The following is a 17,734-nucleotide window of genomic DNA, read 5'->3' on the forward strand; positions in this document are numbered from 1 at the left end:
TTTCGAGCAACTTGTTGCGTTAGTTGGTGATTTAGTAGTTGCGTAGCATACGCATGAGGATAAGTATAAAAATGGCTACTATAATGCCTCCACATCGAGTCGGGATGTTAGTTAGCAGATACATACGAAAGCTTGGATCTATTATACTAGGGGCGATATTGATCGTCTCTATGAGTTCCCTAGTGTGGTCTGGTTCCGCGCACGCAGATGCTTTCGGCTGTTATCAAGGAACAGGCAATCCACCGATCTGTCCCGACTCTTCCCAGCCTCCGCTTATAGGTTCAATGTTAGGTTCAAAGTGTGTTAAGGGAGATAGTGGGGACTGGCATACCACTGAGACTGTTACGGGAAGCGATGTTACTGTTCTGTCTTTCCACGGAGGAAACATCGAGACCAAAACAAGTCAGATTAGCGCGGATTTACAAACCCTTTACAATTGGAACCGTTATGACTTTAGTGGACATGTAACAAATCAGGATTGTAAGAATTTAAAGTCGTCTCTAAATCCTAGATGCACGGTCGGAGACAATTATTGCATTCTTCACATCACATCCACACACTTTAATGACGCGACAGCTTTAAATCTTGTAAAAGCGCATCCAAGAGCTGTATCTATTCATGGCTGTGGTTCCTCCGCTTGCTCTGCCAGCACCATTTGTGTTGGTGGTAGGAATATTGCGACTACGCAAATTGCTGACTTCAGGAACTACGTAGACAAATACAAAGGGTTGGTTTCTGGCACATTGCTTACGTTTGATGTCCCGTCGAACAAAGGCGATTCCGGCGCGTTTTGTGCCTCAAACCTCGCTGGGGACGACACTAACAACATTGTTAATAAGACTTTGAGTGGGGAAGGTTTACAGCTGGAAATTAGCTCTGATATCAGAAATCGCCTAGCCAGCGATCTCGTGCAAGACGATGTGCTGCGAGGAGTTGTTTATGGCGGAGTTGCTCGTGCGATGGGCGAACTTCCAGTTCCTTTAGCTATTTTCAAAGGTAGTACATCATAATACAGTCGGAGGCAAAGCATTCAAGAGATACAACCTTAGTCCTCCCGGATCTGTGTATGTTTCTAACGGTTGAGTGTTGAGCGAAATTCCAGGAAATAGTTAACTGTTAACTCTGAATACTCATAGGCGATCGCTCCTACAAACGAGGAGCGATCGCATTTTGTTCTCAATATCTTTTGCCTTTCACGGCTAATTTGATTTATTCAAGATAAGAGCGACGAACTTCTTGCTGTGCGAGACATCGCCTTATCTCCGGTAAACTACGCAGGTAATAATACGCATGACTTTATTGTAAGTCAGTAATAAATCAGTAACAAGTCAGTATATTCTCAGTCCTGAACTCAGTAATCAGCAAGTTTAAATGAAATGGAGGTTCAAAATCCCACCCCGTCAGGGTTATTTGTTTCTATGTGGGGTTGGAATCCGCATGAAAAAACTCAAGTACGGGTGCAACGCCTTGCGCCTCTTCTATACCTGTTTCCTCTTTCTTCTTCCTTTGTTCAACAGATCTCCCTGAGTGCGATTCAACTTAAAATCAGAGGTAAACTATATGACTCAGACCAGGACGTTAACAATTACAGATTTTTCACCAATGACTGGCTTCCCAGGCACAATGCTAGAAATTACTGGGAGTAACTTTTCGACAGTTCGCTGGGAAAACGAAGTGAATGTTGGTGGTGAGAAAGCGGTAGTAGTCGAAGCTGAATCTAATCGATTGATGGTCATCACAGGTCCGCAAACTCAACCAGGAACTGTCGTTGTCACAGTTGGAAATTTGACTGCGAAAAGTACTATCCCATTCAAGATTCTACCCTATCCAGAAGCAGATTTAAAACAAGATGGTCCGCCTATTAGCTTTGCGGGATCCGGGTTTCCTTCCCAGGGCGATCAACCCTCAACTGGAACTCTCCGGGTTTTGGTCGCGCTAGTCACTCCCACCGACCTCACACCTACTGCAACAGCACGACAAGCTGTTATTGATAGTTGGAATAACGTTAGAACTTTTTATCAACAGGCAAGTTATAACCGTCTCAATTTACAGGTTGATGTTACAGCAAATTGGAATCCGCTGATTGGCGACACAGCAACTTACATTGACACAAGCATTGATAATATTGCTAAGGATAAACTCGGTCGTCTTGCTGCAGAAGCTGCTCAGGGCGCAGTCAATGAGGGATTTAACCTCAATAACTACGGTGTCATGTGTACAATTATCTATCTCAATGGTGGGTTTATTCGCGCATGGGGTGGTGGTACGTCGCAAAACTTCCGGTTTGATGATGATGCAACGAACACCCACATCAATATCACAACCACCAATGAAGTCAACTTGATTTGGATTCAAGAATCGGCAAATTGGGGACGCTTTGCACATGAAACCGGACACAACTTGGTACGCTCGCCAAACTTCACTGCAACAGGAAACGCAGCTGCAAGTCTCGGAGAAGATGTTTATGACTCCGATCTGGTCGATCCTGCTGCAGCCAGTGCCCAAAATTTTGAGATGATGGGCAATCATGATGCTCATCCTTGTTTCTCAGCATACCACTTAGACAAATTAGGCTGGTACAACAATGTAAACATTAAGGATTTGCAATGGGATCGCAATCCATTTAGTCAAGAATTTGAATTAGTAGCTCATGGTACGAGTGAAAACACAGCAGGTGCACGCTATCATATGCTTCGCATCCGCGTTACCAATGGACTCTACTACTATGTAGAAGTGCGTCAACAACCTGGAACCACCAGTCAAATCTTCGATCCAAACATTCCTGTCGGTTCTGCAGTACCAAATCAAGGTGGTGTTGTCGTGTACAAAATCATTTCAGACACGATCAACAATAATCAGCAGATGCGGTTTATCAGCTTACTACAGGACTCAGAAGAAGTGTTGACACAAGGGGGAGTTGCAACAGACCCTGCTCGTGACTTTAAGATTGAGGTTGTGAATAATAATGTTCAAGCCCGTCCGTTAGTTTGCCGAGTCCGAGTGCAGTGGGCACAAGATTTGAGTCCCGACCCCAATGGTAAATTTGATTTACGGGTTGATCCGTGGGATGCCAACTATCAAACACCAGACTTGTGGATAGATCGGTTACCCTTTGGCTCGTTTGATCAAGCATTAGATAGCCAAGGGCGTCCTCAAGGAAATGGCGATCGTCCTCAGGTTGGTGCGTTGAATAAACTGATTGGCAGAATTCATAATGACGGTAGCGATGATGCTAAAAATGTACGAGTGACGTTCTACACGGTGACACCTCCAGGTGTGGGGGACAACGGAAATTGGGCGCCTTTGCAAACGAAAGTGGTTCCCACCATTGCTAGTGGAAGTTTTGCTGATGTGACTGTCAATTGGGTACCTGTTTTAGGTGAACACACTTGCTTAAAGCTCTTTGCAGAAGAGCAACTGGGCGAAATTTCATATGGAAATAACATCGCGCAGGAAAACGTGTTTGACTTCCAAGCAGCATCAAGCAGTCCAGTCGATCCAGTCATCTTCCTTGTGTCGGTTCGCAATCCTCACAAAGAAGAGCGGTTCATCCGGCTGAGAGTTCGTAATGTTCCACAAGGATTTTTGGTGCATTTCCCGCATGAATGGGTGATTTTAGGAGGTTTAGAAGAGAGAAAGTTGCAAATGACAATCGTTCCGACTGAAGATTATGATTATTACGAGGGTATCAATCGCGACAGACCTAAACCTCATGCTCAGATTGGAGTGGTTGGCAGCATCCCACGGCAGTACAGTGACTTGTTAACAAACAACGAACCTGCTGGATCGACCTTCCTCCCAATTGGCGGTATTTCTGCTCGTGTCACTGTGATGAAACGAGTGAAAATAACTCTGGAACCTGTTGGTAGATCATCGCAACAGAGAATTGCTCTGACAGGAAAACTCAGTCCTAGTTTGGGTAACCAACGCATTCGCGTCGATCTTTGGAATGCGCTGAACCAACGCTGGGTAAAAGAAGTCTTTACGAATTCACAAGGTGTCTTTAATGTCCAGTTCAGCTTGCTAGATAAGCCTAGCATCGATCCGGACACAGAAGGTAAGCAAAGCCAAATACTGGGAGAAAGTGCCTTACAATCTTTGATGGCGCAAGCATTTACAATAGCTGCTGAAGTTGCTGCGGATGCGGCTTCCAACATTCTCACAATTCAGCTTTAAGTTCTCTAGCTAGGACACAAAGGAAATCGCTCCCGCTATATGAATATCGGGGGCGATACGTTTTGAAGAATAAAAAGATTACCATTTTCTCATGGTATTAATATAGGAATTCAACTTGATTTTTGCGCTCGTATACTGACACTCAATCGTTTGCCAGACAGAACTTGCGATGAGTGCGTTTGTTCAAAAATCAAAGAGTATAAATGGGACAATGATTGGAATCTCGGAGAAAAGGAAGGGTGGAGTTGGACTTTCCTCCACTTCATAACAAAGGAACGCGAGTTGTAAGGTTCTTGTTTTTGTGCCATTTCAATCGTTTTTTCAATTAACCGTCGGTCAAACGACTTTGACATTAAAAGCGCACGAAATCTCACCAGTGTTCCTTTCCCAAAAGGTGGCTGTTCGCAATCCAGGCAATCTAAAACTAGCTGCCGTCGTCTATCCATTTCAATCGCTTCCATTGCCTCCTCGGTAGACAAAGGGCGATCGCCCTAACGAGTACGCTTCCTTGAGCAGGTGAGTATCGATGTTCACTTACGCCCACCTGCTTAATCACAAATAGTATTCAAGAAAATACCTAAAATTTTCTGAATATTACTAACAGGATAATTAGTTAAATCAATAGATGCAATTTTACCTTCTAACTTCAAAAACTTCCAAAGTTCGCCCGTTGTGACGACACCATATATTGTTTTAATATCATTTCCTTCCCTTTCATTAAACATTTGTGCGGCAATCATTTCTGCAACACACTGCCCTAAGCCTGCTTTCATATTCTCATTCTTCGCTTCTACTAGAGTAATTACTGGAGCGCTGACAAAAAGCTGTTCTGGAGAAAGACTTATGATATAATCACAAATTCCATTTAAACCTTTTTCAGTGTCTACGTTAAAATCTGTACCAGAAAATAAACTGATTTGATAATTTAATCGTCTTCTTATCTCCAGTAGTATTGGGGTAATAATCATTTCAGAACGTGCTTTTTCTGTACCAATAGCCACAGCTAACGGTATATTTTCTTTGAGGTTAAAAGCCAAATTTTCGCTGCATTCAACAGCTTCTATATTTGTAAACAAGTCAGTAGTTTCTATAAGAGTTAAACCAAATATCTTGATGATTTCATTTAATTTAAAGTCACTGTAAGCCATTTCATTTGTGATTTTTCATTTTGTAAAGACGCGAGGAACATCGCGTCTTTATCATCATTTTAAACAACCGCCTCCTCCACAACAGCACCTTGCATCTTACCCAAAGCATCAATCAACGTTTGCAATTGTTGATCTGCCTTAAGAACTGCTAAACCTCGCACCGTCACTTTACCAGGAGAGTAAACAAAGCGTGATCTGAGGCTTTCCGACAAATTTTGAGCCAGCAAATTCCAACCAGGTTCTTCCATCTGCGTTTCTAAAACGATGTGCTGTTTGTTTTCTGGTTTAATTCGGCTAAATCCTAGTTTCTTCGCCAGCTGTTTGAGTTCCATCACTCGCAACAGTTGAGTTGCTGGTTTGGGAATTGCACCGTATCGATCATTCCATTCAGCAGTAATCTGTGATAATTCTTCTTTAGATTTTGCAGCAGCAACCGCACGGTAAGCACTCATCTTTTGATCCAAGTCGGTGATGTAATCGGCTGGGAGAAACGCTGTCAGGTTGAGGTCAATTTGTGTATCATCAACTTTAGGAATTTCTTGTCCTCTGATTTCACGGATAGCTTCTTCTAGCATTTCCATATATAAGTCAAAACCGATCGCTTCCATTTGTCCTGACTGTTCTGCACCTAGCAAGTTACCCACACCTCTAATTTCCATGTCACGCATTGCTAGCTGATATCCAGAACCGAGTTGCGTAAATTCCTGGATGGCTCGTAACCGCTGGCGTGCTGCATCAGATAAAGTCCGTTGCTTGGGATAAAATAACCATGCATGAGCTTGAATTCCTGCACGACCAACACGACCGCGTAGTTGATACAGTTGAGCTAATCCAAAGCGGTGAGCATCTTCAATTAAAATAGTGTTGACTCGCGGAATGTCCAAACCAGATTCAATAATCGTGGTACATACAAGGATGTCCGCTTCACCATTGCTGAAAGTCAGCATCGTTGATTCTAACTCGCTTTCATCCATTTGACCGTGGGCGATCGCAACTCTCGCACTCGGTATCATCTCCCGCAACTGTCCTGCTATTTCCTCAATTCCCTCAACTCGCGGAACGACGTAAAACACTTGTCCGCCTCTATCGAGTTCTTGACGAATTGCACTGCGTATGCTTTCTGGATTCATTGGTGACAAATGAGTTTGAATCGGTCGTCTGGATGGGGGTGGTGTTGCAATCAAACTCATTTCCCGAATTCCCGATAAGGACATATATAAGGTACGGGGAATCGGAGTTGCAGAAAGAGTTAGCACATCAACCTGGGTTTTCAGGCTTTTGATTTTCTCTTTTTGATTTACACCAAACCGCTGTTCTTCGTCAACTACCAAAAGTCCTAAATCGCGGAAGGTTACGCTTTTACCCAAAAGTTGGTGTGTTCCAACAACGATATCTAACTCACCTGTCGCCAGTCGTTTCAGAATATCGCGGCGTTCTTCAGCAGTCCGGAAGCGGTTGAGTAACCCTACGTTAATGGGGTAAGGAGCAAAGCGTTCTTTGAGAGTGTGGTAATGTTGCTGAGTCAGGATGGTAGTTGGTGCAAGCAGTGCTACTTGTTTTCCACCAGAGGTGACAGCTTTGAAAATAGCGCGAATAGCGACTTCTGTTTTTCCAAAACCGACATCTCCGCAAACTAGGCGATCCATTGGGCGATCGCTTTCCATATCTCGTTTGACATCCTGAGTCGCTTTAAGTTGATCAGTTGTTGCTTGGTAGGGAAACGAGTCTTCTAATTCTTGCTGCCAAGGTGTATCCTGTGGATAGGCAGTGCCTTTTTGTTGCGCTCGCGATGCATACAGCTTGAGTAAGTCCACCGCTAATTTTTTAATCGCTTTACGGACTCTATTTTTGGTATTTTCCCAAGCCTTACCCGTCATTTTGTTGAGTTCTGGCGGTTTATCGCTTGTCGTACGCAACCGCGACAAAACACCAACTTGGTCAGCTGCGACACGCAATAAACCGTCCGCATACTGCACCACCAAATACTCACGGGTTTCATTGTTAAGTGTGAGACTTTCTAGCTTGATGAATTTACCTACACCGTGATTCTTATGAACGACAAAATCCCCTGGACGCAGCTTATTCGGATCAACTTGTTTAGAAGCAGCTTTTCTCCGCTTACGAATGTAACTGGGAGTCGCTAGGGAATGCTGACCGTAAAATTCACGATCAGTAATCACAACCAGCCGGAATGTAGGTAGAATGAAACCTTCGAGTTCCGCAAGACCAGAATATTTGAGGGCGACTGGTGTGTGATTGATTTGTAGCTTTTCAATCGCTTGGTAGTCGCGGGGGTTAGGAATAAATTGGGCAGGACAGTCGTGTTCTTGTAGTAGGGACACAGAACGCGAAGGTTGGGCAGACATCAGCCAAATTGAGAACTTGCGATCGCGCTCTTGTCGCAGTGTTTCTGCAATTTTAGCAAATTGGTGCGGCATGACTGGTACCCTGCGACTAGCAAGATTAATGCCGGTATTCTCTTCAACCAATTCTGATAAATTTAATTTGAGAAATCTTGCCGTATCAGCCAGACACTCATCAAAAGAGCGATGGATTCTTGGTAGCAAAGTAGAAATTTCTTTTGCTTCCCCTACTGCCCCTAATCCCCACTCCCTGGGGGCCCCGAGTTCCCCTGCTTCCTCTGCTTCCCTGCTTCCCAAAAGTTGCCACTGTTCTTCTGCATTTTCTACCCAGCGATCGCTGTGCGCGTGACACTGTTCTGGTTCATCAATAGTAATTAAGGTATTTTCAGGTAAATAATCTAACAGGGAAGCTGGTTTATCAAAAGCTAACCCCAAAAAGCGACGGCTACCTTCCACCAGTGCTGACTCCTGAGTCGTGAGTTCTGAGTCCTCATTTAACTTGGCGCTCAACAGTTGAAACTCAGCACTATCTTTGAGTACTGTCATCACAATCGGAGCAAAGCTTGTGGGAGTTAGAATCAGTTGATCTATTTTATCAAGCGCGGCAGAACGTTGGGTTGCTGGGTCAAATTCCCGTATCTGCTCAATTTCATCGCCAAACCAATCTAGTCGTACGGGTAACTCTGAGGACACTGGGAACACGTCAACAATATCACCACGACGACTCCACTGCCCTTCGGTTTCTACCAATGGAACTCTTTCATATCCCAGTTTAGTGATTTGTTCACTAAAGGTATTTAAGTCAAATTCAATACCACGCTTCAGAGTCACACAGAAAGGTTTAAAAGCTGCTGGTGGTGGTAGGTGAGGTTGTAGCGCAGCAACAGTAGCGACAATCGCCATCTTTGCTGAGATGGGGTGATGGGGTGATAGGGTGATGGGGGGAATATTGTTCTGCGTGTCGTTATCTCCCAAGTTCTCCGTCTCGCCATCTGCCTGTTTTCCCAGTTGTACCAAATCCGCGAGGACTTGCATTTGTCCCCAAGTCATCTCGGTTTCAGGATCAAAGGGTTCGTATGGAGATGCTTCCGAAGTTGGGTAGAAATGTACCGTTTGCCACCCCATCGCTTCTAGTTGTGTTGTCCAGCGTCCGGCTTCCTCCAGAGTCGCACAAACCACGAACAAATTCTTGCTCTGGGTTTGAGCCAACGCCGAAGCGACCAAACCTTTGGGCAAGCGAGGAATGCCACTTAATAGCAACTCTTGTTGCCGACTGAGCTTAGAGAGGAGTTCAGTGGTGAGCCCAGACCGGCCCAAAGCACGCACAATGGAAGAGAATGACATATCACAAAATTATAAAGAAATCCTGCTCACGGGCAAGCATAATAGTAACGCTTACTTCAACTATTTTAAAAGTCTAGACAGAGGAAGAGTTCTCGCTATATAGTCTTAATACTTAGAGCGCTGGTACATTAGTCACGCATTGGGGTAAAAAACCGAGTTTTGGTGTGAGTTGAGCGCAAGCGTTAACTCAGTCTTTCCAGCAAATTGAAACCGGATTTTTGGGATTATTGTACCGGTGCTTTAGTACAATAACTATAGTTGGTCATTCTGTATTCTGTGTTCTGTATGCTGTATTCATTTTTGTGTATTCAGAGTATTTCGTAATCACACCTTGGATACTAGATACTAAGAGGTTAAGCACAGTTTGCCGATGGCATCGGCAATTTTTACAGATGTCTCCAACAATCGAAATTCTAATTATTATTCTTCTTGTCTTCGCCAATGGTCTGTTTGTCATGTCAGAATTGGCAATTGTCTCAGCACGAAAGGTACGTTTACAACAACTTGCCGAACGAGGTGATGCCAAAGCCCGCGTGGCTTTGGATCTAGCATCTTCGCCAAATCAGTTTTTAGGAACTGTTCAAATCGGGATTACACTCCTGACTATCCTGTCGGGTGCCTATGGTGAAGAAACTTTTGCCAAAAGACTAACGCCTATTTTAAGTTCTATCCCTTTTCTGGAAAATTATAGGCAACAGTTAGCAAATGGATTAGCAATTTTAATTATCACTTATTTGACGTTGATTCTTGGTGAACTGGTGCCAAAGCGATTGGCTTTAAACCACCCAGAATCTATTGCCTCGGTGATCGCCTTACCGATGCAGATGTTGGCTAAAATAACATCTCCCATAGTTTCTTTATTGAGTCTGTCTACAGAAACAGTATTGCGGTTGTTGGGTATTAAACCTTCCACAGAACCGCTTGTGACAGAAGAAGAGATTAGAGTCTTGATTGAGCAAGGAACAGAGGAGGGAACTTTTGAAGAAGCAGAACAAGATATGGTGGCGCGAGTGTTTCGTTTGGGCGATCGCCCCGTCAATTCATTCATGACACCTCGACCAGATATTGTCTGGCTAGACTTAGAGGACTCCACTGAAGAAAACCGTCGGAAGATTATTGATGGAGGTTATTCCCGGTATCCAGTGTGTCAGGGGGGATTTGACAATGTGCTGGGTATCATCCCAGTCACTGATTTATTAGCCAGGAGTTTCTCTGGTGAGAAGTTGGATTTAACGGTAGGATTACGACAGCCCGTATACGTACCAGAAAGCACACGAGGCTTGAAAGTTTTGGAGTTATTCAAGCAAACCGTCACTCACATGGCGCTAGTCGTCGATGAATATGGTGTAATTCAGGGATTAGTCACTCTCAATGACGTCATGATAGAAATTGTTGGTGATGTTCCTTCTATTGATGGGCAGGAAGATCCTCAGATTGTGCAACGAGAGGATGGCTCCTGGTTGTTGGATGGTATGCTGGCTGTCGATGAGTTTTTTGAACTCTTCGATTTTGAGGAGTTGTCACACGAAAACCGAGGAAGTTATCAAACCTTAGGTGGTTTTGTTATGGCGCATCTGGGGCGCATACCCTCTGCAGCCGATCATTTTGAATGGCAAGGTATGCGGTTGGAAGTCATGGATATGGATGGTAACCGTGTGGATAAAGTTCTTGTCGTGCCTAAGCAGGTTGAATCTGCTAATGAGTAAGAAAATACGGTTGCTGATCAGATAATTTGCAACAACAGTAAGCTTTATCTTGACGTTGCTCAACAGGAGGGCCAGTCCCCTACGGGATACCCTCCTACCACAACTGATAACTGTTCAAAAAACTTCATGGAATGAAAAGCCGACTCACACCCAAATAGTTTTCAATGTACAGCACAATGTCAGCAAGACGGGCGCTGCATTGCTCCCGATACTCCCGTTCAATGAGTCGAGCAAAACTTCCAATCGTAATAACGGGTAGCGATGTAGACGTGATTTCCTCGCGGATTGTTTGTTCCAACGAATCTTCTCCTTTTGCGTTTCGATTCGCAGTCAAAAGAAGCATTTGATTGGATTGCGCAAACTGCCAGATGATCCGGTCATTGCTGTCAACAGCTAAACCAGCCTCTTTCAACGTCACAAAACTAATTGATAGAAGATCAAGCCAACCTTCAGAGGCTAGAGTTCCTTGCAGAAAAACGACATAACCTTCCAGATTATGATCAACCAGAACAATCATGGAGTGAGTCCAAGCTTAGCTTTCCAGGCTTGGAGTTTGGCATGAATCTCTTCCTGCTCTGGCTTTGGAGACAACTTTGCAATTTGTGTCAATCGCTCACGATTTTTGTCTTCCCAGTATTCTCGTATCTCCTGAGTTTCCTGTAAAACAGTTTGATATTCTGCTTCTACCTCAGTACGGTTGACATCAATAAAGGAAAGTGCTGCATTGAGTTGTTCTTCTGTCAAAGGAAGCCAGTGGCGAATCAACTTGGGTGTCCATCCCGCTTTAAGATGATCCATCACATCATAAATCGTAATGCGTGTTCCTGCGATCGTAAGTCCACGTTCTGTACGGGTGATAGCTGGCTGCTCGTTGGATACTGAAGTCATACCCATAGTCCCCTGGAATTTGTATCTATCGTACCTTACAGAAAAAGCAAGGTGAGCTCTTCAAGCCAGAGCTACTTTACTCAAAAACAATGCCGCGATAAATTTCCGCTATCGGTAATTCGATCCCAACTGACTCTAGGGAAATAGAACCTTCCAAGCTGTTAAAATCACTGAGTAACCAACCTTGGGCTTGCTTGCTATAGCGTTCAATAAAAGGTTCATCCTGCTCAACTAATAAATATTCGCTAAAACTCTTAATTGATCGATACATCCGAAATTTACTTTGTCGGTCGTAATCTGCGGTGGAAGGAGATAATACTTCAACAATCACGATGGGATTCAAGACTTCATCTAGGCGATCGCCATTCAGTTGTGGTTCGCCCTCAAAAATCATCATGTCTGGATAGACTCCGCGTCGATATTCGGGAATCCACAGCCGTAAATCGCTGTTAATTGGCTCGAATTGAGTATCGCGCAGTAGAAACTTCACAAATGCAAAAATATTACCACCGATGCGGCTGTGTTTGAGCGTTCCTCCAGGCATAGGTACGATTTCTCCATCTCGATATTCGCTGCGTCCTTCCGCTTTTTCTTCAATAGCGCGATATTCATTCAAACTGTAGCGGCGCTCAGTGGTAGAAATCATAGGTGATTGTAGATCGCATTGACTGTAGAACAGTAAGACTATTTTGTCACAGATTTGGTTGTGAGGTGATTTGAAGAAGAACTCACCAACGGAGAACGCAGAACACAAGATGCAATTAGCTGCAAATAATAATTGCTTTCTCCTCCACCTTTGACATTGCTGCTAACTCCAATGTCATGGCTTCTTGGTTTCAACAAGAAGCCAGGTTTGATCAAGTTTTCCTTGTTCTAATCCATCACAGATGTTATGTACCCTGTTCATAACTTATTTAGGGTTGCTACAATAATATGAAAAATTTAAAATCGCACTTACTAACGTCACAAACACGGAGTACTAAATATGAATACAAAATTTTGCTTCCTTGCCTCACTAGCTTTAGCAGGCTCAGTATCAATAACAGCATTAAATCCCGAACATGCTGATGCTTCTCCAGCAAAAAATATATATCAAGTAGCCAAAAATGCAGATAAAATTGGACGTATTTTTATCCTCGTCGGTGCTGTTCAGCAAAATGCGGTTCTTATTGGGGGGAGCGCTGTAGTAGCTGGAGTTGGAGGATACGGAGTGTTAATGATGACAAAGAAGTAAGCTAAATCGTCATATGATAGTTCTAAATCATTTGTAAAAAATCAGGGCGCATCTCAAATATTGTCGAGATGCAAGTAAAGAATCACAATGATGCTGAAGAGAATAAGGATAATTTTAAATTAGATACCAGTCTTTAGTAGTACTTCAGTCTAGAACTAAATCTTTAGACTTTAGCCTATTGTAGTTTAATGTACGTAACGTCATTGCAGGTAACGAAAAATCAAGTATTTCCAGCCCTTATTTCCGTTCTCGTCCTGTATATCGGCTTAACCTATATATAAGTTTGTAAGTAAGTCGGCGTAAAAAATTAAAGGTATGTCCGCAGCGAGTGGAACGAAGTGAAACGAAGCAATCGCAAGGTTTTTATCCTTCTTTACATTCTGTTACATAGTTCGGTTTATTTGTGCCGACTTACTTACAATTGTCATTTTGTGCAAGTATATTGATAAAGGTTATTTTCTCTAGCACTTATGCATCTCAATATTGCTAATGCAAAGATTTTAATTTTGGCAGCAATCCCCCACAGCCTGCGTTTGGATAAAGAGATTCGGGAAATTGAGTCAGCTATAAGAGGAGCCAGCAATCGGGGTTCATTTGAAATTAAGATTAGAACCGCTGTACGTCCTCAAGATATTCGCCAAGCAATTGCAGAAGAACAGCCTCTAATCGTTCATTTTTGTGGACACGGCTTAGAAGATGGCAGCTTGTTGTTAGAAGATAATGACGGAAACAACAAACCTGTATCACCAAAAGCGTTGGCATCACTGTTGAAATTGCACGCTGATGGTGTTAAATGTGTAGTGCTTAACGCTTGTTATTCAGAAAAAACAGCGGTGGCAATTAGCCAATACATTAGTTATGTGATTGGCATGAATAACCCAATCAAAGACAGTGCAGCAATTGAATTTTCTACGGGATTTTATGATGGACTGGGTTATAAAATTTCCAATAATCAAGATTTATTTAAAAGAGCCTTTGAAGAAGGCGTGGTTGCTATTGAAATGGAAAATTTTTCACAAGGATCAATACCAGTTTTAAAACAAAGATTTGAGAAAAATATCAATATAATAGTTGAAAATATAAGATATGAAAAATTAGAAGAATTACTGAAAAAAAGAAAATGGAAAGAAGCAGATAAAGAGACTTTGGAGATGATGCTGAAGTTAGTGATGCGGAGAAATCAGCAGTTTTTATATGAAGAAGATATCAAGAGTTTAAGTGATAATTTCAGTGATGAATCTGTGGAGCAAAAGCTAATAGACATTGATGGTCTATGGTCTAAATACAGTAATGAACTATTTGGCTTCAATATCCAAAAGCGAATATATTTAGATACAGAAAAAGATTTTAATGTGTTTTCTGAAAGAGTTGGGTGGAGAAAGAAACGAGGAATTTTTGGAGCATTCTTTAACTGGAAATCTTATGAGGAGTTAGATTTTGAATTAACTGCTCCTAAAGGTCATCTACCTTTCTTAGTACATACAGATACTGTTGTCTCTCCAATAGGTAGTAAATTGGGTACATCATCTGACAAACTTCTTTTACTATGTCTAAAAAATATCAAGTTTAATTAAAAAAGGTGAAGAGATATTTGGTGGTTCTACTTAAAACGAGCCCGAGTAAATCTACTGTGAGATGCCTTTTTCGTCCGTTGAAACAAGAATCTTGGTAAATTGGCATGCATTGGAATGCTCTGACTTTACCAGAGCGATCGCCCAAAGGGCAGACGCCAAAGGCGTATCGCTCCAATTATGGGAGGAAAATTAGGCGATAGCTAGCCCCTTAGGGGGCCTGCGCTAACGCTGCTGCCTTCGGCAGATCGCTCCATCTGATGCAAAAATATTAGTGTGTTTCAAAAATCAAATAGTATTTCTATGTAGCAATCCTAAATAATTCATGAAATTCTCTGTTTCTTTTCTTGGCGTTCTTGGCGTCTTGGCGGTTCGATAATTTTTACAACTCAAATAGTATTCCTATATATTTTTCCTAATTCGCCTGCACTTGGGCATTCAAGACTTTGTTAATGCGATCGCGTGTTTCTAACAAATGTGCCTTGGTGTACTCGTCACTTGAACTCAGTCCATCCAACTTCTCATTCAATTGCTTTAATTTATACCAAGCTAATGTCCGAGCATCTTCTGGAACAGGTTCTTTCCTCAATACCATCATGGTCAATTTGTCAACATATTTTCTTTGCAAGCCTCTACGCAAGCTGGAAATGACGATTGGCTTGTCATTTGGTTTCAGCACTTCAGTCCAAATGCCGTTTTGTAATGTATCAAATAGCTCTGGTATAGAAAGGGTTTGATTACCTTGATTTTTGAGTTCGATATCTTTGAGGCGGGAGAGGCGATCGCCTGACAGCAAATCCCACAACACTGAACTTTGCATGTACAAAACCCAATCATGAATGGGAAAGTCCAAACGACCAGTTCGGGGAGAACTCCCCCAATGTCGCCAACGAGAAGGTGCTAATTTATTCAGTAATTCTGGCGGAAAACTCAGAGCATCCTCCGCGAATACATACTTTTGTACAAGCTCTAACGCCTGGCGTTGTTGTTCTACAGGCACAGGCTGAAATGGTAATCTTCCTTGAGTATTTCCCGGTTGAACCCTGTAAAAAGACTGACCACCAATATATTTTGTAATATAGTAAATATTTTGAAAATAGTGACTAAATACTGTACCGAACTCTTCCTTCACATTGCTGAAACTCTCACTAGACAAAAGGTCAACACTGTTGAGTTGTTGCCACATAACCAATGCATTATCCAACTGCCAATGAGAATAAAGCAACACATTATTGCTGTTATCCCATGCATTAGCAGTTGGGTCAAGGTCAAACACATCTTCATCTGTGGAATAACTTAACTCAGGTTTGTTAGATTGCTCAGTAATTTTATCCAAAAATGGTTTTTCTGCTGCGGGAGTTGCGACTGGAATTGGTGTATATCCATATTGAATTGCCCACTCATCATAAGGTCCGATCATCTTAGGGAAATAATCTCCCTGCTTAGTTCCTCTGGGGGCAACATTTGGTGGAATATAGTCCATCACTGACGAAATGAGACCTTTGTTGCGAGTGACATCCTTATTATTCATTTCTTCTGGAGTCAGCAAAGTACTACCACGGAAATTATGCCTCAATCCCAGAGTGTGTCCTACTTCATGAGCAATAATTAACCGTAAATATTGATGAACAAAGTCTTTCATTTGCTGATTATTTGGCGGGGTATCTCGCAAAAGCTTCATCGCCAGTGAACCGTAAGCAAATTGGTTAGCAGCTTCCATACCATAGCAAAGGTCGTACTGACCTGCTAGTTTTGATAAACGACTCGCTAACCCGTCCATTTCCGTACTCTCAACGGAAGTGTCGCTACTTTCTGTCTCTAATCTATTTGTGCAAAGCAGGCTATTGTGCATCAATGCCGACAGGGACGTCTGATTTTTTGTTTGGTTGAGTTGTACAACTTTAGGATAATCATTCTTGAGTGCCCGGATAAAGCTACCGTCTACCAGAATATCTGCAGCTAAAATTTCTCCTGTCAAGGGGTTAACGCGGGATGGTCCCATAGCGAAATACCCATCTACTGTATTAATCCAGCGAATTGTATTGTAGCGTATGTCTGCTGGGTCCCATGTCGCGTTATCCGGCATTTGCTGCACTTGAATCGCATTTTTAAATCCTGCTTTTTCAAAGGCTTGATTCCACATGAGGACACCTTCTTTGATAGCATCGCGATATTCTAGGGGTACTGCGTTATCAATCCAGAAAACGATGGGTTTTTTCGGTGGAGAAACAGCTGCGCTAGGATTTAGTTTTTCTAAATGCCAACGGTTGATGTAGCGGACAAATGAGTCTCTACGTTCGTCGTTAGAGATATCTTGGTAGGCAGTGATAAAATAGCCAACACGCTCATCGGCTAGACGCGATCGGTAATTCTTCTCTGGAAGTTGCGACAGACTGTAGTGAACGCGCAAAGTGAAACCTCGAAGATCTGGTAGTGTACCACCAAAACGGAATTTTCCACTATTGACACGAGTGTTAGTAAAGTTCAATACCGACTCGATTTCCATATTTAAAGGAAAGGCTTTAGCAGTCCCAAAATATGATTTGTCTGCCGCTGGCGCAACTCCCAAACTAGAAGATAATCCTGCTAAATCTGTCAGCAGCAAATCTCCCATATCGATGAGAAGTGTTTTGCGTACTGGATGAATGCTTTTGATAGATACTGAGTAGAGAACTGAGTCACTAAAAGATCGGGCAAGCGATCGCTCTTGTGGATCTCCTTCGCGGGTACGAAAGTTGACATTACGAACCACAAAATGCACTTTGTTATTCACCCGCTGAAAATAAAACAAAAAATCCTGCAATGGCATTCCACTGTAGATTCCAGCTTCACCGATACCAGATTCTAGAGTTGCTGTCGCTAAATAATTATTATTAAGTTGTTCCGGTTTAATTTCTAGATAAATTTTATTCTTTTCTTTATCTCGGTACAGAGTAAACAGGCCTGGTAATGTTTCAGTATCTTTGACAACTTTATCAAACGGCTCTAATTCTTCCTTTTTTGATGGTTTCGGGGTGACATCAGTTTTTTCCTCTGGCTTCGTAGGCTTTTCTACAATATTCTGTACTTGCAAAAATGGTTGCTGTTCAGCTTTTTTAGTATCTTCAACAACCCAAATAAAAGATTTGCGCTGTACCTGTTGCTTCCCATCAATCACCCATACCTGCTCTTTTGGTAACCCCTGTTTCTCAAAGAAAGTAGCATTCTTTGATTTCGATGGACGTAACTGTGATGACGAAGAGGAAATCAACAGAGAACTTCTCCCCTGCTTAAGAACTTCCCCTACTTCCCCTACTTCCCCTAC

General features: G+C 42.6%; 12 protein-coding genes and 1 pseudogene. 5 read left to right on the forward strand and 8 right to left on the reverse strand.

The window, feature by feature from the left end; translation table 11 throughout:
- Positions 1-170: 170 nt before the first annotated feature.
- Positions 171-1,010, forward strand: coding sequence for a poly-gamma-glutamate hydrolase family protein (locus tag DP117_RS17965; protein WP_169219649.1), 840 nt, complete (start codon positions 171-173; stop codon positions 1,008-1,010).
- 550 nt (positions 1,011-1,560) lie between these two features.
- Positions 1,561-4,176 carry an IPT/TIG domain-containing protein gene (locus tag DP117_RS17970; protein ID WP_169219650.1) on the forward strand — a complete coding sequence of 872 codons (2,616 nt, stop codon included), beginning with the start codon at positions 1,561-1,563 and terminating at the stop codon, positions 4,174-4,176.
- A gap of 302 nt (positions 4,177-4,478) precedes the next feature.
- Here the strand turns inward: DP117_RS17970 and DP117_RS36305 are convergent.
- From DP117_RS36305 to mfd, 4 genes and pseudogenes are all read right to left on the reverse strand, one after another.
- Positions 4,479-4,655, reverse strand: a pseudogene (locus DP117_RS36305) (IS5/IS1182 family transposase); the annotation flags it as partial.
- Positions 4,601-4,732, reverse strand: coding sequence for a hypothetical protein (locus tag DP117_RS37005; protein WP_282440297.1), 132 nt, complete (start codon positions 4,730-4,732; stop codon positions 4,601-4,603). The gene DP117_RS37005 and the pseudogene DP117_RS36305, both read right to left, overlap by 55 nt.
- Positions 4,725-5,324: a hypothetical protein gene (locus DP117_RS17975; protein ID WP_169219651.1), complete on the reverse strand. Its 600-nt coding sequence runs from the start codon at positions 5,322-5,324 to the stop codon at positions 4,725-4,727. The genes DP117_RS37005 and DP117_RS17975 overlap by 8 nt, the downstream gene beginning before the upstream one ends.
- 59 nt (positions 5,325-5,383) lie before the next feature.
- A complete protein-coding gene (gene mfd / locus DP117_RS17980; protein ID WP_169219652.1) occupies positions 5,384-9,031 on the reverse strand; it encodes a transcription-repair coupling factor in 3,648 nt (1,215 codons plus the stop codon).
- Between the two features lie 392 nt (positions 9,032-9,423).
- On the opposite strand from mfd, the gene DP117_RS17985 reads away from it, so the two are divergent.
- On the forward strand, positions 9,424-10,737 hold the full coding sequence (locus DP117_RS17985) for a hemolysin family protein (protein WP_169219653.1): 1,314 nt from the start codon (positions 9,424-9,426) through the stop codon (positions 10,735-10,737).
- Positions 10,738-10,861: 124 nt separating this feature from the next.
- Here the strand turns inward: DP117_RS17985 and DP117_RS17990 are convergent, their stop codons facing one another.
- The 3 genes from DP117_RS17990 to DP117_RS18000 all read right to left on the reverse strand — a co-directional run bounded on the left by DP117_RS17990 (position 10,862) and on the right by DP117_RS18000 (position 12,271).
- Positions 10,862-11,254: an ACP S-malonyltransferase gene (locus DP117_RS17990; RefSeq protein WP_169219654.1), complete on the reverse strand. Its 393-nt coding sequence runs from the start codon at positions 11,252-11,254 to the stop codon at positions 10,862-10,864.
- The gene (locus tag DP117_RS17995; protein ID WP_169219655.1) at positions 11,251-11,625 is read right to left on the reverse strand and encodes a DUF433 domain-containing protein; all 375 of its coding nucleotides are present in this window, start codon (positions 11,623-11,625) and stop codon (positions 11,251-11,253) included. Before DP117_RS17995 ends, DP117_RS17990 begins: the two co-directional genes overlap by 4 nt.
- A 76-nt stretch (positions 11,626-11,701) precedes the next feature.
- Positions 11,702-12,271, reverse strand: coding sequence for a Uma2 family endonuclease (locus DP117_RS18000; RefSeq protein ID WP_169219656.1), 570 nt, complete (start codon positions 12,269-12,271; stop codon positions 11,702-11,704).
- A gap of 339 nt (positions 12,272-12,610) precedes the next feature.
- Here DP117_RS18000 and DP117_RS18005 point away from each other — a divergent pair, with 339 nt between their 5' ends.
- A complete protein-coding gene (locus DP117_RS18005; protein WP_169219657.1) occupies positions 12,611-12,859 on the forward strand; it encodes a hypothetical protein in 249 nt (82 codons plus the stop codon).
- A 470-nt stretch (positions 12,860-13,329) separates the two neighbouring features.
- On the forward strand, positions 13,330-14,433 hold the full coding sequence (locus tag DP117_RS18010) for a GUN4 domain-containing protein (RefSeq protein ID WP_169219658.1): 1,104 nt from the start codon (positions 13,330-13,332) through the stop codon (positions 14,431-14,433).
- Positions 14,434-14,845: 412 nt separating this feature from the next.
- Here the strand turns inward: DP117_RS18010 and DP117_RS18015 are convergent, their stop codons facing one another.
- Entirely contained in the window at positions 14,846-17,677 is a 2,832-nt protein-coding gene (locus DP117_RS18015; protein WP_339381308.1) for a zinc-dependent metalloprotease, read from the reverse strand.
- Positions 17,678-17,734 lie beyond the last annotated feature (57 nt).

The sequence above is a fragment of the Brasilonema sp. UFV-L1 genome (assembly GCF_012912105.1).
GTDB lineage: Bacteria > Cyanobacteriota > Cyanobacteriia > Cyanobacteriales > Nostocaceae > Brasilonema.